The organism is Sphingomonas sp. BK235, from assembly GCF_004345855.1.
Lineage (GTDB): Bacteria > Pseudomonadota > Alphaproteobacteria > Sphingomonadales > Sphingomonadaceae > Sphingomonas.
Window position 1 is genome coordinate 181,806 of record NZ_SLXN01000001.1, and the last position, 19,634, is coordinate 201,439.

General features: G+C 72.1%; 18 protein-coding genes. 4 read left to right on the forward strand and 14 right to left on the reverse strand.

Going from position 1 to position 19,634, the window contains the following annotated elements:
• Nucleotides 1–112 precede the first annotated feature (112 nt).
• Both EV292_RS00870 and EV292_RS00875 read left to right on the forward strand, forming a co-directional pair.
• Nucleotides 113–1,627: a permease gene (locus EV292_RS00870; protein ID WP_243693534.1), complete on the forward strand. Its 1,515-nt coding sequence runs from the start codon at nucleotides 113–115 to the stop codon at nucleotides 1,625–1,627.
• Nucleotides 1,624–2,643: a serine hydrolase gene (locus tag EV292_RS00875; protein ID WP_132907316.1), complete on the forward strand. Its 1,020-nt coding sequence runs from the start codon at nucleotides 1,624–1,626 to the stop codon at nucleotides 2,641–2,643. The genes EV292_RS00870 and EV292_RS00875 overlap by 4 nt, the downstream gene beginning before the upstream one ends.
• A gap of 28 nt (nucleotides 2,644–2,671) precedes the next feature.
• Here the strand turns inward: EV292_RS00875 and EV292_RS00880 are convergent, their stop codons facing one another.
• Genes EV292_RS00880 through EV292_RS00910 form a run of 7 tightly spaced genes read right to left on the reverse strand, consistent with a single transcriptional unit; the run spans nucleotide 2,672 to nucleotide 9,181 of the window.
• A complete protein-coding gene (locus EV292_RS00880; protein WP_132907317.1) occupies nucleotides 2,672–3,019 on the reverse strand; it encodes an L-rhamnose mutarotase in 348 nt (115 codons plus the stop codon).
• The gene (locus EV292_RS00885; RefSeq protein WP_243693615.1) at nucleotides 3,016–3,723 is read right to left on the reverse strand and encodes an SDR family oxidoreductase; all 708 of its coding nucleotides are present in this window, start codon (nucleotides 3,721–3,723) and stop codon (nucleotides 3,016–3,018) included. Before EV292_RS00885 ends, EV292_RS00880 begins: the two co-directional genes overlap by 4 nt.
• A 17-nt stretch (nucleotides 3,724–3,740) precedes the next feature.
• Entirely contained in the window at nucleotides 3,741–4,724 is a 984-nt protein-coding gene (locus EV292_RS00890; protein ID WP_243693535.1) for an aldo/keto reductase, read from the reverse strand.
• Nucleotides 4,721–5,530 carry an amidohydrolase family protein gene (locus EV292_RS00895; protein WP_132907319.1) on the reverse strand — a complete coding sequence of 270 codons (810 nt, stop codon included), beginning with the start codon at nucleotides 5,528–5,530 and terminating at the stop codon, nucleotides 4,721–4,723. Before EV292_RS00895 ends, EV292_RS00890 begins: the two co-directional genes overlap by 4 nt.
• Nucleotides 5,527–6,756 carry an L-fucose:H+ symporter permease gene (gene fucP, locus EV292_RS00900; RefSeq protein WP_132907320.1) on the reverse strand — a complete coding sequence of 410 codons (1,230 nt, stop codon included), beginning with the start codon at nucleotides 6,754–6,756 and terminating at the stop codon, nucleotides 5,527–5,529. The genes EV292_RS00895 and fucP overlap by 4 nt, the downstream gene beginning before the upstream one ends.
• Entirely contained in the window at nucleotides 6,753–8,384 is a 1,632-nt protein-coding gene (locus EV292_RS00905; protein ID WP_132907321.1) for an alpha-L-fucosidase, read from the reverse strand. The genes fucP and EV292_RS00905 overlap by 4 nt, the downstream gene beginning before the upstream one ends.
• A 2-nt stretch (nucleotides 8,385–8,386) precedes the next feature.
• On the reverse strand, nucleotides 8,387–9,181 hold the full coding sequence (locus EV292_RS00910; RefSeq protein WP_243693536.1) for an SGNH/GDSL hydrolase family protein: 795 nt from the start codon (nucleotides 9,179–9,181) through the stop codon (nucleotides 8,387–8,389).
• Between the two features lie 419 nt (nucleotides 9,182–9,600).
• On the opposite strand from EV292_RS00910, the gene EV292_RS00915 reads away from it, so the two are divergent.
• A complete protein-coding gene (locus EV292_RS00915) occupies nucleotides 9,601–10,509 on the forward strand; it encodes a VOC family protein (protein ID WP_132907323.1) in 909 nt (302 codons plus the stop codon).
• Between the two features lie 10 nt (nucleotides 10,510–10,519).
• Here EV292_RS00915 and EV292_RS00920 read toward each other — a convergent pair whose 3' ends face one another.
• From EV292_RS00920 to map, 4 genes are all read right to left on the reverse strand, one after another.
• Nucleotides 10,520–10,969, reverse strand: coding sequence for a DUF3429 family protein (locus tag EV292_RS00920; RefSeq protein WP_132907324.1), 450 nt, complete (start codon nucleotides 10,967–10,969; stop codon nucleotides 10,520–10,522).
• A gap of 16 nt (nucleotides 10,970–10,985) precedes the next feature.
• Nucleotides 10,986–11,609, reverse strand: coding sequence for a YbhB/YbcL family Raf kinase inhibitor-like protein (locus EV292_RS00925; protein ID WP_132907325.1), 624 nt, complete (start codon nucleotides 11,607–11,609; stop codon nucleotides 10,986–10,988).
• Between the two features lie 107 nt (nucleotides 11,610–11,716).
• On the reverse strand, nucleotides 11,717–14,071 hold the full coding sequence (locus tag EV292_RS00930) for a TonB-dependent receptor (protein WP_132907326.1): 2,355 nt from the start codon (nucleotides 14,069–14,071) through the stop codon (nucleotides 11,717–11,719).
• Between the two features lie 119 nt (nucleotides 14,072–14,190).
• A complete protein-coding gene (gene map, locus EV292_RS00935; protein ID WP_132907327.1) occupies nucleotides 14,191–15,015 on the reverse strand; it encodes a type I methionyl aminopeptidase in 825 nt (274 codons plus the stop codon).
• Between the two features lie 52 nt (nucleotides 15,016–15,067).
• Here map and EV292_RS00940 point away from each other — a divergent pair, with 52 nt between their 5' ends.
• Nucleotides 15,068–15,826: a molybdopterin-binding protein gene (locus EV292_RS00940; protein WP_132907328.1), complete on the forward strand. Its 759-nt coding sequence runs from the start codon at nucleotides 15,068–15,070 to the stop codon at nucleotides 15,824–15,826.
• Nucleotides 15,827–15,947: 121 nt separating this feature from the next.
• Here the strand turns inward: EV292_RS00940 and EV292_RS00945 are convergent, their stop codons facing one another.
• Genes EV292_RS00945 through EV292_RS00955 form a run of 3 tightly spaced genes read right to left on the reverse strand, consistent with a single transcriptional unit; the run spans nucleotide 15,948 to nucleotide 19,629 of the window.
• Nucleotides 15,948–17,522, reverse strand: a complete 1,575-nt coding sequence (locus EV292_RS00945; RefSeq protein WP_132907329.1) for a serine hydrolase — start codon at nucleotides 17,520–17,522, stop codon at nucleotides 15,948–15,950.
• Entirely contained in the window at nucleotides 17,519–18,622 is a 1,104-nt protein-coding gene (locus EV292_RS00950; protein WP_132907330.1) for a hypothetical protein, read from the reverse strand. The genes EV292_RS00945 and EV292_RS00950 overlap by 4 nt, the downstream gene beginning before the upstream one ends.
• Nucleotides 18,619–19,629 carry a DUF1611 domain-containing protein gene (locus EV292_RS00955; RefSeq protein ID WP_243693537.1) on the reverse strand — a complete coding sequence of 337 codons (1,011 nt, stop codon included), beginning with the start codon at nucleotides 19,627–19,629 and terminating at the stop codon, nucleotides 18,619–18,621. The genes EV292_RS00950 and EV292_RS00955 overlap by 4 nt, the downstream gene beginning before the upstream one ends.
• Nucleotides 19,630–19,634: the final 5 nt, after the last annotated feature.

Below are 19,634 nucleotides of genomic sequence, written 5' to 3' on the forward strand. Positions count from 1 at the left end.
GATCGGCCGATCGCCGCACCGCACGCCGTCCCGGCTCGCTCCGCCGCCGCGCGCTTGACGCGGGCGCGTCGCGCGCGGAGGTTCGTGCGCTCGTCTCCTGCGGAAGCCACCGATGACCGACGCCGCGGTCGCGCTCGACCCACCCGCCGCCGATCCCGCCGCCACGGCGCCGCATGGCATGCCGCTCTACGCGCTGCTCGGTTTCGCCGCGGGGCTGCCCTTCTATCTCTTCTCCACCGTGCTCGCGCTGCGGCTCCAGGCGCATGGTGTCGCGCTCACCGTGATCGGCTTCTTCGCCTGGGTACAATTGCTGCCGACCTTCAAGTTCGTCTGGGCGCCGCTGCTCGATCGCTACGACGTTCCCGGCTTCGCGCGCTTCTGGGGCAAGCGGCGCGGCTGGATCATGCTGGCGCAGCTCGGCATCGTCGCCGCCACCGTGGCGATGGCGCTGACCGCGTCGGACGCCAGCCTGCCGCTGACCGCGCTGTTCGCGGTATTGCTCGCCTTCTGGACCACGACGCTGGAGATCGCCGCCGACGCGTGGCGGATCGAGCTGTTTCCGACGCAGGACCAGCAGGGGCCGATCGTCGCGGCGAACCTGTGGGGCTATCGCGGCGCGATGGTGGCGGCGGGATCGGGCGCGCTGCTCCTCGCCGACGCCGGGGGCTGGACGCTCGCTTATCTCGCGATAGCGGCCGCCGCCTTCCTGCCCTTCCCGCTGCTGGTCGCGACCGCGCCGCAGCCGGGGCGGGACGCGCGCGGCGGGCGCTGGCGCGCGCTCGCCGCGGGGCTCGCCGCGGCGGTCGCGATCCTGATCGCGCTCGCGCTCGTCACCGCCGCGCTGGGCTGGCTCGCGCTGTCGCTCGCCGCGGCGGCGGGGATCGGCGGGGCGAGCAACGTCACGCCCTATGTCCTGGCGCTGTGCCTCGTGCCCTTCGTCGCGATGGCGGCGGCACTGCCGCGAATCCGCCGCGCCGCGCCGGGGTCGCGCTGGCGCCGCTCCGCCGCGCTCGGCCCCTATGTCGACTTCTTCTGGCGCTATGGCGGCGCGGCGATCGGGCTGATGGCGTTCGTGTCGCTGTATCGCATGGGCGACGTGCTCGCGCTCAACCTGTCCAAGCCGATGATCAAGGAGGCGGGCTATACGCTCAGCCAGATCGGACGCGCCGACAGCCTGATCGCGCTGGGCGCGAGCGTCGCGGGGGTGGGCGCGGGCGGCTGGCTGGTCACGCGCGCCGCGATGCCCGCCGCGCTCGCGATGGGGGCGGTGGTGGCGGCGATCGGCAATCTCGGCTTCGTCTGGCTGGCGCATCGCCCGGCCGGCGAGCCCGCGCTGTACCTCGCCACCGCCGCCGACCAGTTCGGCAACGGCATGGCGGGCGCGGTGTTCGTCGTCTACCTCTCGCTGCTGGTCAACCCGCGCTTCCCGGGGGCGCAATATGCCTTTCTGACCGGTTTCGCCTTCCTGCTGCCGCGGCTGCTCGCCGGCGCGGGCGGCGCGATCGTCGGCGCGATCGGCTATGACGGCTTCTTCCTGCTGTCGGGCGCGCTCAGCCTCGCCGTGCTGCCCTTCATTCCCTTTCTGTCGCGGCTACGCCCGCGCGCCGATGACGGGGTGGCGGCATGATCGAGCAGGTCGCCGATCTCGGCTTCGCACCCGCCGCGGAGATGGTCGCGGCCGGACGCATCCCCGGTGCGACCCTGGGCGTGGTGGCGCGCGACGGCGCGCGCGCGGTGCGCTGGGCCGGGCTCGCGCGGCGCGAGCCGAGCCCCGAGCCGCTCACCCGCGCGCATTGGTTCGATCTCGCCTCGGTCAGCAAGGTGCTCGCCACCACGCGGCACGTGCTGCGGCTCGCCGACGCGGGGCGGATCGATCTCGACCGGCCGCTCACCGACGCGATCCCCGACCTGCGGCAATATGACGTGGCAGGCGCGGCGGAGCGGCGCATCACCTTCCGCGACTGTCTGGTCCACCGCACCTTCCTGCCCGCGGTCGAGCCGATCTACACCTATGGCGACGATCCCGCGCGGCTGCGTGCCTTCGTGCTCCAGCGCCAATGGCGTCACGGGCCGCCGGTCTATTCCGACATCAACTTCATCCTGCTCGGCATCGCGCTGGAGCGGCTGACCGGCGCGGGACTGGACCAGCTGCCGCTCGGCAGCGACGGGCTCGGCTGGTCGCCGCCGCCCGGGCCCGCGGTCGCCACCGAGCGCTGCACCTGGCGCGGGCGCGTGATCCAGGGCGAGGTGCATGACGAGAATTGTTTCGCGCTGGGCGGGCGGACCGGCCATGCCGGGCTGTTCGGCACCGTCGACGGCGTGCTCGACGCGGCGCTCTCGCTGCTCGACGGCAGCGGCGATTCACCGGCGGCGCTGGCCGCGATGCGGACGCCCGTGAACGGGGTCCGCACCCATGGCTGGGAGGTGCGTCACCCCGACTGGTCGGGTGGACAGGCCTGTTCGGCGGGAACGATCGGTCACACCGGTTTCACCGGCACGGGGCTGTGGGTCGACCACGCGCGCGGGCTGGCGTGGACGCTGCTGACCAACCGCGTCCATCCGACGCGTCACGGCGACGGCGTGATCTTCACGCTGCGCCCCGCCGTCGGCGAGGCGGTGGTCGGCGCGTGGGACGCGGGGTGAGCCGTCGGGCGTCAGCGAGGCGGGGCGATCACTGCGCCGCGAGGTCGAAGATCAGCCCGGCCTCGACCCACTTCTCCCCCGCCGCCGCCCAGGGCAGGCGCTGCTGGAAGCCGTCCATCAGCGTCTCCCAGGCGACCACGTCGGGGTCGGCGGCATCGGCGCGCGCCTTCGCCGCGGGGTCGAACGCCGCGGTGACGTCCATCACCATCACTAGCCGGTTGCCGCTACGGAAGATCTGCATCGCCGCGATCCCCGCGGCGCGGATGCTCGCCACCACCGGCTTGGGCACCGCGCCGGCGGCATGCCACGCCTCGTAGCGCGCGATCGACTCCGGCTCGTCGACGAGGTCGAGCAGCAGGACGTGGCGCTGGGTCAATTGATCCAGCCCCCGTCGATGATGTGCGCTTGGCCGGTCGTGAACGCGGATTCGTCGCTGGCGAGATACAGCGCCAGCGCGGCGACCTCCTCGGGTCGCCCGAGCCGCCCCATCGGCTGTCGCGCGGTGAATTCGGCGCGCGCCTTGGCATAATCGCCGGTGTCGTGGAGCCGCTGCTGGAGCGAGGGCGAGTCGATCGTGCCCGGGCAGATCGCGTTGCAGCGCACCCCGCGCGCGACGAAATCGGCCGCGACCGCCTTGGTCAGCCCGATCACCGCCGCTTTGGTGGCGCCATAAGCGAAGCGGTTGGGGATGCCCTTGATCGAGCTGGCGATCGACGCGACGTTGACGATGCTGCCGCCGCCGCGCTCCAGCATCGCCGGCAGGAAGGCGCGCGTTGTGCGGTACATGGCGGTGACGTTGAGCTCGTTCGAGAAGGCCCAGTCGTCCTCGTCGCAATCGAGGATCGTGCCGCTGTGGACGAAGCCGGCGCAGTTGACGAGCACGTCGACCGGCCCGGCCCGTCCCGGCAGCGCCGCGACCGCGGCGGCGTCGCGCACGTCGAGCGGGAGCGTCTCGGCGTCGAGGCCGTCGAGCTTGGCGAGGTCGATGTCGCTGGCGATGACGCGCGCGCCCTCGCGCGCGAACAGCTCGGCGGTGGCGCGGCCGATGCCCTGGCCCGCGGCGGTGATGAAGGCGGTCATGCCCGCCAGACGGTCGCTCACGCAGATGTCTCCGTTGATGTTAGGTCGAGCGCGGCGCGACATTCGTCCCACAGCGGCTCGGGGATGGGACGGCGCGCGTAGCGCAGCGTGTCTGCCACCTGCGCTTCGCCGACGAGGCCCGGGATGACGCTGGCCACCGCCGGCGCGCGGGTGGGGAATTGCAGCGCGGCTGCGGGCAGCGGCACGCCGTGGCGCGCGCAGACCCGCTCCAGCGCGGCGACCCGCGCGACCACCTCGGCGGGGGCGGGGGCGTAGTTGAAGTGGCTACGCGAGGCGCTGCCCTCGACCAGGATCCCGCTGTTGTACGGGCCGCCGATCACCACGCGCGTGCCGACCCGCGCGCAGCGATCGAGCAGCGCGGCGGCGGCGTCGGGCTCCAGCAGCGTGTAGCGCCCGGCGAGCAGGATCACGTCGAGCTCGACCGCGTCGAGCAGCCGCTCGCATACCGCGATCTCGTTGACGCCCAGTCCGATCGCGTCGATCGCGCCGGCGTCGCGCAGGTCGCGCAGCGCGCGATAGCCGCCGTCGAGGAAGGCGCGCAGGTGGCGCTCGGCATCCGCACCATGCGTGACCTCGCCGAGATCGTGCGCGAACAGCAGCTCGACGCGATCGCGCCGGAGCCGCGCGAGGCTGGCTTCGTGGCTGCGCAGCACCGCGTCGCGGCCATAGTCGAACACCGGCTCGAGCGGCGGCGCGGCGACGAAGCCGTGCCGCTCGGGCGCGTCGCTATCGGTCGGCACCAGCAGCCGGCCGACCTTGGTCGAGACGATCGTGCGCGCCTTTGGATCATGGCGCGCCAGCGCGCGGCCGAGCCGTTCCTCCGCCAGCCCGAAGCCGTAGTGCGGGGCGACGTCGAAATAGCCGATCCCGGCGGCGAGCGCGGCGGCGACGGTGGCCTCGGCCGTCGCCTCGTCGACCTCGCGGTAGAGGTTGCCGATCCCGGCACAGCCCATGCCGAGCGGCGGCAGCGTCAGCGTCATGCGGCGATCCCGTAGGTGGCGCGCGCGGTGCCATCGAACACCGAGGCGTGATGCTCCGCCGGCACCAGCGCGCGCGCCTGCGCCTGCCACCCGGCATAGTCGCCCGCGAGCGCGAGCACGGGCCAGTCGCTGCCCCACATCAGTCGCTCGGGCGCGAACAGCGCGACCAGCGCGGCGGCGGCGGGCGCGATCGCCGCGGGCGGTTCGGCGGGGCCGCGCTCGGTGAGCAGGCCGGAGAGTTTGCAGCGCACCCCCGGCAGCGCGGCGAGCGCGGCCAGGTCGGCCTGCCACGCCGCGAGGTCGCCGAGCACCGGCTTGGCGCCGTGATCGATCACGATCGTGAGCGCGGGATGCCGCGCCGCGAGCCGCGCGAGGCTCGGCAGGTGGCGCGGGCGCACCAGCGCTTCGAGGACCAGCCCGGTGCGCGCCATCGCGTCCCACACCGCGTCGCGCGCGGGGTCGTCATACCAGTCGGCGGCGAGGTCCTGCACCATTGGGCGCAATGCGCGCAGCTTGGGCGCGCGCGCCAGCCGCTCGACCGTGGCGACCGCGTCGGGCGCGTCCACGTCGGCCCAGCCGGTCACCGCCAGCACCTGCGGCTCCCTCGAAGCGACCTCGATCAGCCACGCGGTGTCGCGCGCGTCCGGCTGCGACTGCACCAGCACCACGCCCTCGACCGTCGCCGCGCCCGGCAGCGCGCGCCAGTCCTCCATCAGGAAGTCGCGGTGGATCGCGGTGAGGTCGGGCGTGGGCCAGCGGTGGCCGTTGGCGCCGATGCGCCAGAGGTGGACGTGCGTGTCGATCACGCGCGCCCCCGCCGCAGCGACAACGCAAAGAGCAGCACCACCGCGAAGCAGGCCGCGGGTACGACCATGGCGACGACGATCGAGCCAATGCGGTCCGACACCAGCCCCATCAGCGCCGGGAACACCGCGCCACCCACGATCGCCATCACCAGCAGCGCCGCGGCCGACTTGGTCAGCGCGCCGAGGTCGCGCACCGCCTCGGCGAAGATCGTCGGATACATGATCGACATGAAGAAGCTGGTCGCCACCAGCGCGACGATGCCGATCGCGCCGCCGAGCAGCGCCGCCGCCAGCGTCAGCGCGCCCGCGATCGCGGCGAAGGCGGCGAGCAGCCGCGCCGGCGCGACGCGCGTCATCAGCGCGGTGCCCGCGAACCGCCCCGCCATGAACAGCACGAGCGACAGCGTCAGGTAATGCGCCGCGGTGCGCTCGCCCGTGCCGGGCACCGCCACCTCGCTGTAGCGGATCAGGAAGCTCCAGATGCCGACCTGCGCCCCGACGTAGAAGAACTGCGCCGCGACGCCGCCGCGCACCCGCGCCGAGCGCACCACCGTGGCGAAGTCACCCGCGGCGCCGACGCCTTCCTCGACGTCGCGTTCGGTCGCGACCGACGGGAAGGGCGTCAGCCTGATCAGCACCGCCCATGCTAGCACGCCCAGCCCGATGACGAGATAGGGCAGCTGCACCGCCGCCGCCTCGGCCGCGCGCGCGGCGTCGCCTGTGACCGGACCGGACTGGCCCGAGAGGATGAACTGGCTGCCGATCAGCACGCCCGTGATCGAGCCGAGCGGGTTGAACGCCTGCGCCAAGTTGAGTCGCCGCGCCGCGCTGTCCTCGCTGCCCAGCTTCGCCATCAGCGGGTTGGCCGAGGTCTCGAGGAAGCCGAGCCCGCTCGCGATCACGAACAGCGCGAGCAGGAAGGCGGGATAGCTCTGCCAGGCCGCGGCGGGCCAAAACATCAGCGCGCCCGCGCCGTATAGCAACAGCCCGAGCAGCACCGCGGCGCGATAGCCGAAGCGCCGCATCGTCAGCGCCGCCGGGATGGCGAGGCAGAAATAGCCGAGGTAGAAGGCCGACTGCACCAGCCCCGCGCCGAGATCGCTCAGCACGAACAGCTTCTTGAAATGCGCGATCAGCACGTCGTTGAGGTTGTTGGCGACGCCCCACAGGAAGAAGAGCGCGACGACGAGCACCAGCGGCAGCCGCCGCATCGACGCGCCGCTCATGCCAGCCCGCGCCCGTCGACCCGCACCGCGGGGACGAACCCGCCCGGCGCACGCCCGTCCAGGTCGAACTCGAGCCCGCGCGGCGTCTGGCGGTGCGCGACCGTGCCGCCGCCCAGCAGCGTAACTCGCTCGACCACCGGCGCGTTCGGCTTGGCCGCCAGCGCGGCGACGGTCGCGGTGCCGGCGGGCGGCTTGAGGAACAGAGCGTAGAGCGCGCCGGCGCGCGTGGTGAAGCGCACGTCCTCGGCGGTGAAAGGTTTGGCCGCCTCCTCGTTCTGCGCGCCGGCGGCGACCTGGGTCGGCCCCTCGCCATAGATCCGCCACGGGCGCGAGGCGAAGATCGCCTCGCCGTTGATCGCCATCCAGCGCTCCATCGCGTCCAGGATCGTCTCCTCCTCGGCGTCGATCGCGCCGTGACCCGGCTGGGGGATCGAGAGCAGCAGGTTGCCGTTCTTCGAGACGACGTCGGCGAGCCGCTGCACCACGTCCTCGGCGGTCTTGTAGCTGCGGTCGTTGAGCCTGGCGACATTGTAGAACCAGTCGCCGATGCAGGTGTCGGTCTGCCACGGCTCGGCGCGCAGCCGGTCGCTGAAGCCGCGCTCGACGTCCTCGACGATGCCGCCGAGCTGGTGCGGCTCCAGCTTCTTGCCGGTCAGCACCACCTCGGGCGCGCCATGCCACGCGATCGCGCGGTTGTAATAGTCCGCCGCCGCCTCCAGCCCGATCGCGCCGAACGGCAGCGCGGTGTCGTCCATGTAGCAGAGGTCGGGCTTGTACTTGGCCATCAGGTCGGCCTGGCGCAGCAGCCACCGGGCGGCGTAGCGCGGCTCGGCCGGGGGCGGCGTCTCGATCCACTGGCCGTCGTGCGCCTCGTGCCACGTGCCCATCGCCGCGGCGGTGCGGATGCCGTCGGGCGCGACCATGTGGCGGCCGGTGTAGAGCTGCTGCGGGTCGAGCCCGTCCCACCAGGTGCCGCGGCCGTCGGCGCGGGTCAGGTGATAGGCGTCGTAGCGCTCGCCCGCGCGCGGGCCCTCGGGATCGTAGGCGTAGGCGGTCTGGTACCAGTGCCAGGCGTGCGCGGCGTGGTTGGACACGCCGAACTTGAGCCCCGCCTGCCGCGCCGCGCGCTCCCACGTGCCGACCACGTCGCGCTTCGGCCCGACGCGCAGCGAGTTCCAATCGTGGTAGCGGCTGTCGTAGCAGTCGAGATTGTCGTGGTGGCAGGCGAGCGCCATGAAATACTTGGCGCCGACGCGCTTGTAGCGGTCCACCAGCGCCTGCGGGTCCCAGCGCTCGGCCTTCCACAGGTTCTGGATGTCCTTCATCCCGACCTTGGTCGGGTGGCCGTAGGTGCGCAGGTGGTGCTCGTAGACCGGATGCCCCTGCATGTAGAGGAAGCGGCCGTACCAGTCGCCCTGCTCGGGCACCGCCTGCGGCCCCCAGTGCGACCACAGCCCCAGCTTGGCGTCGCGGAACCACTCGGGCACGCGATAGTGCGAGCGCAGCGACTCCCACGTCGGCTGCACCGGCCCGCGCACTGCACCGGTCGGACTGGCGGCGAGGCCGGCGCGCGCGGCGAGCACCGCGGCCGAGCCGGCGAGAAAGGCGCGGCGCTGGATCGCGGCCACGCTCAGCGCCCGAGCGCGCGGCGGATCGAGTCGAGCGCGACCGGCGCCATCGCGGCATAGCCCGCCGCGGTCGGGTGGACGCCGTCGCTCGCCAGCCCCTCGCGCATCGCGCCCGACGGCGTGGCGAGTACCGGGTGATAGTCGACCCAGGTCGCGCCGCTGCGGCGCGCATAGGCCTTGAGCCAGGCGTTGAGCGCGGCGATCTGCGGGGCGGGGCGCTTGTCGGGGCTCCACGGGAAGGCCGCGGCGGGCGGGACCGACGCGAGGATCACCTTGATCCCGTTGGCGCGTGCCAGCTCGGCCATGCTCTGGATATGGCCCTCGACCGTCTCGATCGTGGCGGCGCCGGTGTTGCCGGCGACGTCGTTGGTGCCCGCCATGATGTGGACCGCCTGCGGGTGCAGATCGATCACGTCCTGGCGGAAGCGCAGCAGCATCTGCGAGGTGGTCTGCCCGCTGATGCCGCGGTCGACCCGGCCATCGCGCCAGAAGTCGGGCGCGAGGTTGATCCAATTGTCGGTGATCGAGTCGCCCATGAAGACGACCAACGGTTTCTCCGTCATCGCGCGGTTGGCCGCGGCGTAGCGGCACAGCTGGCCGTGATCGCGCGTGAGACCGTGGAGTTTGGCGATCGCGCGCGCCGAGTCATCGGCTGGCTTGGGGTGAGCGGGGCAGGGGTCGGCGACGATGCCCGAGGGATCGTCGGCATGGGGATCGCCCGGGATCTTGGTCTGCGCGGCGGCGGCGGTCGCGGTGGCGAGCAGCACCGCGGCCACCCAGCTGATCGATGCGCGCAACGCTCCGTCTCCCTTCCGCGGCGCCATTCGGTCGGTCAGCGCTCCTGCCGCGACGCTACAGCAGGCGGCAGGGCCGGCGCAACCGGGCATGAAGCGTGTTTTTACTGGTGAAGTAGTGCCGATGCCGCGGCGTAGCAGGTACCCGCCTTTCTTTTCTCGTCATCCCGGGCTCGACCCGGGATCCATGGTGCCGCGAGGAGAGCCGGTGTTGCTCGCGCGGACGGATGGATCCCGGGTCGAGCCCGGGATGACGGTGAGGGAAGACGCGTCGTCTCCCCATCACGACGCGTCGGGCGGGTGAGGCGCGATCGAGCGGCCTCGTCGCGCTTCCCTGCCCGCAGCCCCGTGACACGCCCGAAGTCAGCCGCTAACCTCCAGTTACAACGCCATTATCCGGCGAAATCAGGGGGAGGTGGCCGATGCGGCTCGGGCGAGTGGCGACGGCAGTGGCGGCGATAATGCTGGTCGGCGCACGCGCGCCCGAACGTCCTCCCATCACCGGCATCTCGCATCTCGCGGTCTACAGCCGCGATCTCGCCGCCGCCGAGCGCTTCTACGTCGGCGTGCTCGGCGCGCGCAGCGAGACGAACCCGGAGAATCCCGCCGGCCGCCGCTTCGCGCTCAGCGGCACGCAATATGTCGAGGTGCTCCCCGCGCCGCCCGGGCTCGGCGCGAGCCTGTTCGCGCACGCCGGCTATCGCACCGCCGATGCCGCGGCGCTGCGCGGCTGGCTCCTCGCCAACGGCGCGCGCGACGTCGGCGCGCTCGCGGGGCGCCCGGGTGATCGCTGGTTCGCCGCGCGCGACGCCGAGGGCAATCAGGTCCAGTTCGTCGAGACGCGCACGAGCGACGCGGCGGTGCCCGGCGCGGTCAGCGGGCGCATCATCCATGTCGGCCATGCGGTGCGCGACCGCGCCGCGCAGGACGGCTTCTATCGCCGCCTGCTCGGCTTCCGCCCTTATTGGCTCGGCTCGTTCGAGCCGCCCAAGGTCGACTGGGTATCGCAGCAGACGCCTGACGGGCGCGACTGGCTCGAATATATGATGGTCGGCCAGGGCTCGCGCGTGACCGAGGCGTCATTGGACGCGCGCCAGCTCGGCGTGCTCAACCACCTCTCGCTCGGCGTGCGCAACATGCAGACCGCCGTCACCGAACTCTACCGCGGCAAGAAGATGACCGGCCGCCATGACGGCCCGCAGATGGGGCTCGACGGCAAGTGGCAGGCCAATCTCTACGATCCCGACGGTACGCGGATCGAGCTGATGGAATTCCATGCGGTGACCGAGCCGTGCTGCTCCCCCTTCACCGCCCCCGATCCGGAGGGGTGAGCCGCGCCGGCTAGCGCGCCAGCAGCGCGAGCAGCAGCGTCAGCGATCCGAGCCCGGCCGACAGGGTCAACCGCAGCGCCCACCAGCCCGGCAGGTCGTGGACCGCGGCGGTGGCGGCGCGGTCGGCGAGCGGCGACACCAGCACCGCCGCGCCCAGCGCCACCAGCGACGAGGCCGGCGGCGCGCCCCCCAGCAGCCAGGCGAGCAGCGCCGCCCATGCGATCAGGCTCGGCGCGACCGCCAGGACGTAGGGCGCCACCGCGCCGACCCGCCGCTCGAGCGAGTCCATCCACCACAGGCCGCCGAGGAACGACAGGATTATCGCGGCATAGAGTCCGCCGACCAGCGCCGCGGCGGGCTGGAACGCGGGCAGCGCCAGCGCCACCGCGACGCAGCCCGCTGGCGGCAGCAGCCCGGCAAGCCCGAGCCAGCGCGGCGCGGCGGGGATCGCGCGGGGCATGGGATCGCGCATCGGGTCAGGCGGGCTGGGCGGTGCCGACCGGCCCGACCGCGGCGGGCTCACCGCGCGAATAGGTGCCGACCAGCATCCCCGCGGCGAGCACGCGCCCGCGCAGCGCCTCCAGCACCGCGCTGCGCCCGGGATTCACGTCCAGTGTGGCGGCGTCGCTGAGCGCGAACAGTTGGAAGACATAGTCATGGCTGCCGTGGCCGGTGGGCGGATCGGGCGGCAGCCAGCCTTCCTGCTGATAGCTGTTGCGCCCGACGTCGGAGCCGTCGAAGGCGCCGCGCCCGTCCGCCGCGATCGCGCCCTCGTCGAGCCCCGACGCGTCGGCGGGCAGGTTCCACACCACCGCATGGACAAGCGGGCTGGGCGTGGGGGCGTCGGGATCCTCGACCAGCAGCGCGAGCGCGACCGTGCCCGCGGGCACGCCCGACCACAGGAGCGGCGGCGACACGCCGTCACCGTCGGCGGTGAAGCGATCGGGCAGCCGCGCGCCATCGGCGAAGGCCGGGCTGGAGAGCGCCAGTTGCGCGCCGCCGGCGGGCACGATCCCGTCCTGCACGATCACCAGCTTGGAATGGCCCGCGCGGACGTTGTGCAACAGGCTGCCGAGCCAATGGGGAACGTGTTCGAGCATAGCGCCTCCTGCGATGATGCGGTGTTGAACCGCCGGGAGACGCGGGTGGTTGCGCGGCGCACACCTCGGACCGGCCCATCGAGGGAAGGGCCGACCCGCGATCCGGCTCAGAAGCCGCGCCGCAGCGTGACGAAGAACTGACGCGGCGCGCCGGCGAGCAGCGTCTGATTGTCACCGCTGGCGGCGAAGCCGTTGCTGCCGATCGTCGCGACATATTTCTTGTCGGTCAGGTTGGTGACGCTGCCCTCGAGCGCGAAGCCGCGGAAGACGCCCATGTTCTCGCCGAAGCGCACGCCGATGCTGGCGTCCACCAGCACGCGCGACACGATCGACAGGTCGTTGAGGTAGGTGAAATAGCGCTTCGCCATATAGTCCGCGCCGACGCGGCCGAAGAAGCGGCTGTCGTCGTACACGATCTCGCCCTTGGCCATGTGCTCGGGCGTGTCGACCACGGTCTTGCCCGCGGTCGCGGTCAGCACATTGCCCGCGGCGTCGACGACGTCGTCCTGATAGGTCGCCTTGTTGTAGCTGTAGCTGGCGAACAGGCTGAGCGGCGGGAGCACGCGATAGAAGGCCGAGACCTCGCCGCCGTAGCTCTCGACGCCGCCGGCGTTGTTGAGCGTCGGCGGGTTGCCCTGGATGCCCGAGCCGTTCTGGAAGGTGAGCAGCCGGTCGTTGAAGTCGATGTAATAGCCCACCGCGGAGAGCTGGAGCCCGCCGGCGCGCAGGCGCACGCCGCCCTCCGCGGTCTTCGACGTCTCGGGCCGGATGCGCGAGCGGATCGCGTCGAAGCCGGTCTGGGTGGTGCCGAACGGCCCCGCCGTACCCGAGACGAAGGCGCGCATATTCTCGGTGTAGCTGGCGAACAGCTCGGCGCCGCCGCCCAGCGCGAAGACCGCGCCGGCCTGGGGCAGGAACCAGTCCTTCGACTCGATTGTGCCCGCCACCAGCACGCCGGTGAGCAGGTTGGCCTTGTTCTCGACGCGCATGCCCTTCCAGCCCGCGTTGATCGTCAGCCGGCCGAGCTGGAGCGTGTCGGCGACGTGATATTGCAGCGTCTCGGTGTCGTAATTGCCCGCCCATTGCGTGAAGAACGGGTTCGCCTGATAGTCGAGCGCGCGGCGATTGGGCGTGGTGCCGTCGGCCATGCCGTAGAAGCGGCGCGCCTGGTCGAAGGCGTTGCTCTCATACCAGGCGCCGACCTCGAGGCGGTTGGCGCCGAGCTCGAGCGCGGCGTTGGTGACATTGCCCGCGCGCATGATGCGATATTCGGTGGTGCGGAACGACAGCGCCGAGCCGCCCGTGATCGGCGTGCCGTCGGCGTTCGGGGCGCCCGCCGGCGTGGGCTGATAGGGCGTGATCCACGAACCCTGCCCCTTGTTGCGGTGGATATAGCTGGTCGACACGATCGACAGCTGCGGCAGCAGCTGCGCCTCGAAGGTCACCCCGCCGAGCCAGTCGCGGCGCAGCCCGGCGGCGTCGTAATAGACGTCGTCGAGCGTGCCGATCCCCGCCGGGAAGGCGAGGCCCACGCCCGGATAGGGCAGGGCCGCGGTGGCGCTGGCCGCGCGCGCGGCCTGGTTCTGCGCGATCTGCGCGAGCTGGAGCGCGAGCGGATAGTTGTCGGAGATATTGTCGTTGTTCAGCCCGCGGCGGCGGATGATGTCCAGGCTGAGGTCCTGATAGTCGTTCTCGCGCCGGTCGGAGAAATTGAGGAAGGCGGTGATCTTGCCGTGCTCGCCCACCTCCTTCACCACCTTGGCATTGGCCTGGTGCTGGCGCTGCTCGCCGAAGCCCTTCCACTTGTCGGTCTTGAGGAAGCCGTAGCTGAAATAGCCCTTGAGCCCGCCGCCGAGATCGCCCGATTCGGCGCGGACGAAGGCGCGATAGGTCTGGTCGCTGCCATAGGTGCCCGAGGCGGCGAGGTCGGCGGTGTCCGACGGCGCGCGGCTGACGAACTGGAGCGTGCCGCCGAGGTTGCTGGTCGAGGCGGTGCCGAGCGCGCCCGCGCCCTGCGCCACCGTGGTGCTAGCGATGTTCTCCGAGAGGATCGCGCGGCTGATGTGAAGGCCGTTGACGTTGCCGTAGCTCATGTCGCCGAGCGGCACGCCGTCGAGCGTGAAGCCGAGCTGGTTCTGGTTGAAGCCGCGCAGCGAGATGCGGGTCGACCATTCGTACGCGCCGAACGCGTCGGCCGACTGGAAGTTGACGCCGGGCAGCTTGGAGACCGCCTTGAGCGGCGAGGTACCGGGGGTGAGCCGCTCGAGATCGGCCGCGGTGACGGTCTGCACCTGACGGCTCTGGCCGAAGCCGAGCACGACGACATCCTCGCCCTCGGTCGGCTGCTCCGGTGCGCCGCGGTCGATCGTCGCGGCGGTGGCGGGGGGTGGCGCGTCCTGCGCCAGCACGGGCGCGGAAAACAGGCAGGCGGCGCCGGCGAGCAGCGCGAATTTGGCGGTCATGGTTCAATCCCCCGTCATCGTTGACGGAGGCGCCTGCACTAGGTCGGGGTCGGCCCCATGACGGTTTGATTGCCGTTATGAGACAGGGAGATGCGGGATCGAGCGAGCGCGCGCGGCGCTCAATAGGGCGGCTTGTCGAGCCCGGCGGGAGAGCTGGTGAAGATCTCGCAGCCGTCCTCGGTGATGCCGATCGAATGTTCGAACTGCGCCGAGAGCGAGCGGTCGCGCGTGACCGCGGTCCAGCCGTCGTCGAGCAGCTTCACGTCGGGGCGGCCGATGTTGATCATCGGCTCGATCGTGAAGATCATGCCCGGCCGCAGCTCCACCCCCGTGCCCGGTCGCCCGACATGGACCACCTCGGGCGCGTCGTGGAACAGCCGGCCCAGCCCGTGCCCGCAGAAGTCGCGCACCACGCCGTAGCGGTGCGACTCGGCGTGGCGCTGGATCGCATGCGCCACGTCCCCCATGTGGTTGCCGGGGCGCGCCTGCTCGATGCCGAGCATCAGGCACTCATAGGTCACCTCGACCAGCCGCTTCGCCTTCAGCGGCACGTCGCCGATCAGGTACATGCGGCTCGAGTCGCCGTGCCAGCCGTCGACGATCGGAGTCACGTCGACGTTGACGATATCGCCCGACTTGAGCGGCTTGTCCGCGGGGATGCCGTGGCAGACGACATGGTTGATCGAGATGCAGGTGCTGTGCGCATAGCCGCGATAGCCGAGCGTCGCGGGCACGCCGCCACCCGCCAGGATGAAGTCGTAGATCAACTTGTCGAGCGCCGCGGTGGTCACGCCGGGCACCATGTGCGGCACCAGCATGTCGAGCGTCTCGGCGGCGAGCCGGCCGGCCTTGTGCATGCCGTCGAAGGCATCGCGCCCGTGCAGCTTGATCGCGCCGGTGCGCCCGTGCGGCGCGTCGCTGGTGACGGTGACATAATCGGTCATCGCGGCGATATAGCGTGGCGAGGGCGCGAATGCGAGGCTATGCCCGCCCGCTATGGAGACCGAACGCATCTGGACCGCGGCGCTCGTCGTGATCGGCGACGAGATCCTCTCCGGCCGCACCCAGGACAAGAACGTGGCGCAACTGGCGAGCTGGCTCAACGTCCAGGGCATCCGCCTCGCCGAGGTGCGCGTGGTGGCGGACCGTGAGGCCGCGATCGTCGAGGCGGTCAACCAGCTGCGCGCGCGCAACGACTATCTCTTCACCACCGGCGGCATCGGCCCGACGCACGACGACATCACAGTGGATTCGATCGCCGCCGCGCTGGGCGTCGCGGTGGTGCATCACCCCGAGGCGGTGGCGGTGCTGGAGCGCTATTACGCCACGCGCGGCGGCGTCACCCCGGCGCGGCTGCGGATGGCGCGCGTGCCGGACGGGGCGACGCTGATCGAGAACCGCGTCTCGGGCGCACCGGGGATCCGCGTCGGCAATATCTTCATCATGGCGGGGGTGCCGCACATCACCGCGGGGATGCTCGACGCGCTGACGGGAACGCTCGAGGGCGGGCGCCCGGTGGTGAGCGGCACGATCGGCTGCTGGGTGGCGGAGAGCGAGGTCGCCGACTTGCTCCGCGACGCCGAACGCGCGCACGAGGGCGTCGCGATCGGCAGCTACCCCTTCTTCCGCGACGGGCGGACCGGCGCCAATTTCGTCGTGCGCTCGCCCGACCCCGCCGCGGTCGAGCGCTGCCTCGCGATGCTCACCACCGCCTTGACTGCGGCGGGGCATGAGGTGGTGGCCGGCGGGATCTGACGCGGTGCGCGCGCCGGCCGTTGGTGTGGGACCCTGCGCAAGCGGGACCTTCGCGAAGTCCTTCTGTCATCCCGGGCGAGGTCCGGGATGACGGAAGAGAAGAAGCGTCCCGCGACCTGTCCTAGCGCGCCGCCGTCACGGGGGTGAACAGCAGGTCCTGATAGTCGAAGCTGAAATCGGCGAGCGGCGACACCGGCTTGGCGGTGATCCGCGCGACCTGGCCCTCGGCGTCGAGCGCGAAGGTCAGATAGGCGGGCTCGATCGCCGCGTCGCTGAACGTGGCCACGAAGGTATCATACTGATAATGCACCAGCCGCGCGCGCATATTGGGCGTGGTGGTGAAATCGGCGGTCAGCCCGCGCGCGTCGCGGCCGATCACCAGCTCGCCGTACCAGGGATCGGCATAGCGCCCGGCGTAGCGCGGCAGCGACAGTGATGGCCCCACCTTGGCGGGCGCGGCGGCGCGCTGGCGCACCACCGCCTCCGCCGCCGCGATGCGCGCGCGGCGATACTGGCCGAAGCGCGCGGGCCAATCCTGCGCGGGCAGGCCGAGATAATGGTCGATCAACTCCCACATCAGCCCGTGGCGCGGCTCGGCTTCCTCGCTGTTGAGCGCGATCGCGAAGCCCACTTTCTTCTCCGGGATCAGGACCACCACCGTGGTGAAGCCGAACAACCCGCCGGCGTGCCACACGATCTGCGCGCCATGATAGTCGCGCACGTCCCAACCCAGCGCATAGGCCTGGTATTGGGGCGTGATCTCCGCGACCGGCGCGGGATAGGGCTCGATCGGCATCGGCGTCACCGGCGTCCACATCTCCGCCGCCTGCGCCGCGGAATAGAGCCGGCCCTTGCCCTCGGGCAGCGCGCCTTGCGCGAGCTGGATCTGGAGCCAGCGCGCGAGATCGGTCGCGCTCGCCGCGATCAGCCCCGCGGGTGCGCCCGCCTGGCCGAGCCGGTCCCGCTCGTCGAGCAGCCGCATCGCGCCGGTGCCGCGCACCGCGCCGCCAGCGCGGGCGTGCGGCTGCGCGCGATCGGGTGCGCCGAGCTGGCGCACCATGTCCGCGGTGGCGGAGCGCAACCCGGCGGGGCGGAACACATGATCGCGCATGTAATCCTCCCACGTCTGGCCGCTGACCCGCTCGATCAGCGCGCCCGCGACGGTGTAGAGGATGTTGTCATAAGCGTAGCCGCTGCGGAAACTGGTGGCGGGGCGAAGGAAGCGCAGCCGCCGGACCAGCTCCGCGCGCGACAGCTTGCCGCGCGGCACCATCAGCAGGTCGCCCGCGCCCAACCCGAGCCCGCTGCGATGCACCAGCAGGTCGCGCACCGTGATCTCGCGCGTGACCCAGGGATCGTACATCTGGAAATCGGGCAGATGATCGATGACGCGATCGTCCCAGCCGATCCGGCCCGCGTCCACCAGCGTCGCCAGCGCCGCGCTGGTGAAGGCCTTGCCGGTGGAGCCGATCATGAACAAGGTGTCGGCGTCGACCGGGGCCGTCTCGCCGAGCCGGCGCACGCCATAGCCCTTGGCGAGCACCACCTTGCCATCCTCGACGATCGCCACCGCCATGCCCGGCGTGCCCGAGGCGGCGCGCACCGCCTCGATACGGCGGTCGAGCCCGGCGGGCGGGTCGGCGCTGGCGGGCGCGGCGAGCAACAGCAGCGGGGCGAGCGCGATCGGGGTCTTCATGGCGTCTCCGGGAGCGGCGCGCGCGCCGGGGTGGCGCGCAGCAGCGTCACCCACAGCAGCGGCAGGACGTAGATCGCGATCAGCGCCCAGGCGAGCGCGCGATAGCCGGCGGCGATCAGCGTGACGAGCCCGACGCGGTCCGCCACCAGCATGCACGGCAGCAGCAGCGCGAGCGCGAGCGCGGCGCGACGCGGCGCGGTCAGCGTCACGCCGGCGCGCGCGACGCGCTCGTTCACCGCATGGACCGCGCCGGTGCCGCTCTCCAGCAGCGCGGCGAAGATCATCAGCTGGAACAGCAGGTGGAACAGCGGCTGGCCGAGCCGCGCCAGGATATAATCGGACGGCAGCACCGCGCTCGCCACGTCGGGCAGGAAGGCGACCATGCTGACGAAGAAGAGCAGCGCGGGCAGCATCGCGAGCGGTCCCGCGATCGCGCCGGCGATCAGCGCGTCGCGCGCGCCGCGGAAGTGGCGCGTCACCGGCAGCACGATCACCGCGCCGACGATATTGTAGCCCGCATAGGTCAGTCCACCGAGCGCCCAGTCGCCCGACGGCGCGGGCGCGGCGGCGAAGCCCGCGGCGACACGATCGCCGAACCCCGCGAAGGCGAGCGCCAGGAAGGCGGCGTAAGTGGCGTAGAGGAGCAGCGACACCCAGGCGAAGACGCGCTCCACCCCGACATTGCCGAAGGCGACGCAGCCGGTGATGCCGACCAGCAGCGCGACCGTCCCGACCAGCGGGGCAAGCCCCAGCGTCGCCGCGCCGATCGCGCCCGCCGCGGCGCCGAACACCGCGAGCACCAGCACGACGAAGGCGGCATAGGCCGCCTCGAAGGCCACCCACCAGCGGCCCAGCAGCGCCTGGAAGAAATGGCGGTAATCGCGCGCGCCGACGTGATGCGCGAGGCGGAAGGTCAGCGCCGCCACCACCGCCCAGACGATCGTCGCCAGCAGCATCGCGGCGAGCCCGCCCCAGGCGCCCGCGGGCAGGAAGAATTCGGCGATCTCGCGCCCGGTCGCATAGCCCCCGCCGATCACCACCGCCTTGAAGGCGAGGCCGGGCAGCAGATAGCGCCGGAAGCGGTCGCGCCAGCGGCTCATGTCTCGCAGGCGTCGAGCAGCCGCTCGAAGGCGTCGCCGCCGCGCATCGGGTCCGCCGCGGGCAGCGCGAGCCGCTCGCTGGTCTCGGCGATGGCGCGCGCCGCTGCGTCGGGATCGAGCCGCGCGGTGTTGAGGCTCACGCCGGCGCAGCGGATCGCCGGATTGGTCAGCCGCCCTGCCGCGATCGTCTGCGCGATCACCGCCTCGACGGCGGGCACCGGATAATGCGCATGGCCCAGGATCTGGCGCCGTCCCGGCTCGTGGCACACGACGAACAGATCGGGCTGGCTGCCGTGGAGCAGCGCCAGCGACACCGGCGCATAGGCCGGGTGGAACAGCGAGCCCTGACCCTCGATCACATCGAGATGGTCGGGGTCGGCGGCGGGGCTGAGCAGCTCGGCGGCGCCGGTGGCGAAGTCGGCCACCACGGCGTCGATCGCGATGCCGCTGCCCGCGATCATGATCCCGGTCTGTCCGCTGGCGCGGAAGGTGGCGTCCACCCCGCGCGCCGCCAGCCCGCGCGCGATCGCCAGCGCGGTATATTTCTTGCCCAGCGCGCAATCGGTGCCGACCGTCAGCAGCCGTCGGCCGGCGCGCCGCCGCCCGCTCGCGATCGGCAGGTCGGCCGGCGGGACGCGCAGGTCGTGGAGCTGGCGCCCGTGGCGCGCCGCGGCGTCGCGCAGCCGCGGCAGGTCGGTCAGCCGCGCGTGCATTCCCGCCACCAGGTCGAGCCCCGCGGCGAGCGCCTGTTCCAGCGCGGGCAGCCAGGCGTCGGGGATCACGCCGCCCTGGTTGGCGACCCCGATCACCAGCGCGCGCGCGCCCTGCGCGGCCGCTTCCGCGGGCGTGAGCCGCGGCAGCCCCGTCGTCACCGTCGCCGCGGGCAGCGCATGTTCGCCGAGGCAGCGATCGCGCGCCCAGTCGCGCAGGCCGAACGCGGTCTTGGCGAAACCCGGCTCGGTGACGTCGCCGAGGAAGAGCAGATAGGGGGCGGGGAGGTCGACCACCGCGC

What these genes read in the sequence shown, in the direction of transcription:
- EV292_RS00870 (WP_243693534.1), top strand. Translation starts at nt 113, where the DNA reads ATGACCGACGCCGCGGTCGCGCTCGACCCACCCGCCGCCGATCCCGCC.
- EV292_RS00875 (WP_132907316.1), top strand. Translation starts at nt 1,624, where the DNA reads ATGATCGAGCAGGTCGCCGATCTCGGCTTCGCACCCGCCGCGGAGATG.
- EV292_RS00885 (WP_243693615.1), bottom strand. Translation starts at nt 3,723, where the DNA reads ATGACCGCCTTCATCACCGCCGCGGGCCAGGGCATCGGCCGCGCCACC.
- EV292_RS00890 (WP_243693535.1), bottom strand. Translation starts at nt 4,724, where the DNA reads ATGACGCTGACGCTGCCGCCGCTCGGCATGGGCTGTGCCGGGATCGGC.
- fucP (WP_132907320.1), bottom strand. Translation starts at nt 6,756, where the DNA reads ATGAGCGGCGCGTCGATGCGGCGGCTGCCGCTGGTGCTCGTCGTCGCG.
- EV292_RS00915 (WP_132907323.1), top strand. Translation starts at nt 9,601, where the DNA reads ATGCGGCTCGGGCGAGTGGCGACGGCAGTGGCGGCGATAATGCTGGTC.
- EV292_RS00920 (WP_132907324.1), bottom strand. Translation starts at nt 10,969, where the DNA reads ATGCCCCGCGCGATCCCCGCCGCGCCGCGCTGGCTCGGGCTTGCCGGG.
- EV292_RS00925 (WP_132907325.1), bottom strand. Translation starts at nt 11,609, where the DNA reads ATGCTCGAACACGTTCCCCATTGGCTCGGCAGCCTGTTGCACAACGTC.
- EV292_RS00930 (WP_132907326.1), bottom strand. Translation starts at nt 14,071, where the DNA reads ATGACCGCCAAATTCGCGCTGCTCGCCGGCGCCGCCTGCCTGTTTTCC.
- map (WP_132907327.1), bottom strand. Translation starts at nt 15,015, where the DNA reads ATGACCGATTATGTCACCGTCACCAGCGACGCGCCGCACGGGCGCACC.
- EV292_RS00940 (WP_132907328.1), top strand. Translation starts at nt 15,068, where the DNA reads ATGGAGACCGAACGCATCTGGACCGCGGCGCTCGTCGTGATCGGCGAC.
- EV292_RS00945 (WP_132907329.1), bottom strand. Translation starts at nt 17,522, where the DNA reads ATGAAGACCCCGATCGCGCTCGCCCCGCTGCTGTTGCTCGCCGCGCCC.
- EV292_RS00950 (WP_132907330.1), bottom strand. Translation starts at nt 18,622, where the DNA reads ATGAGCCGCTGGCGCGACCGCTTCCGGCGCTATCTGCTGCCCGGCCTC.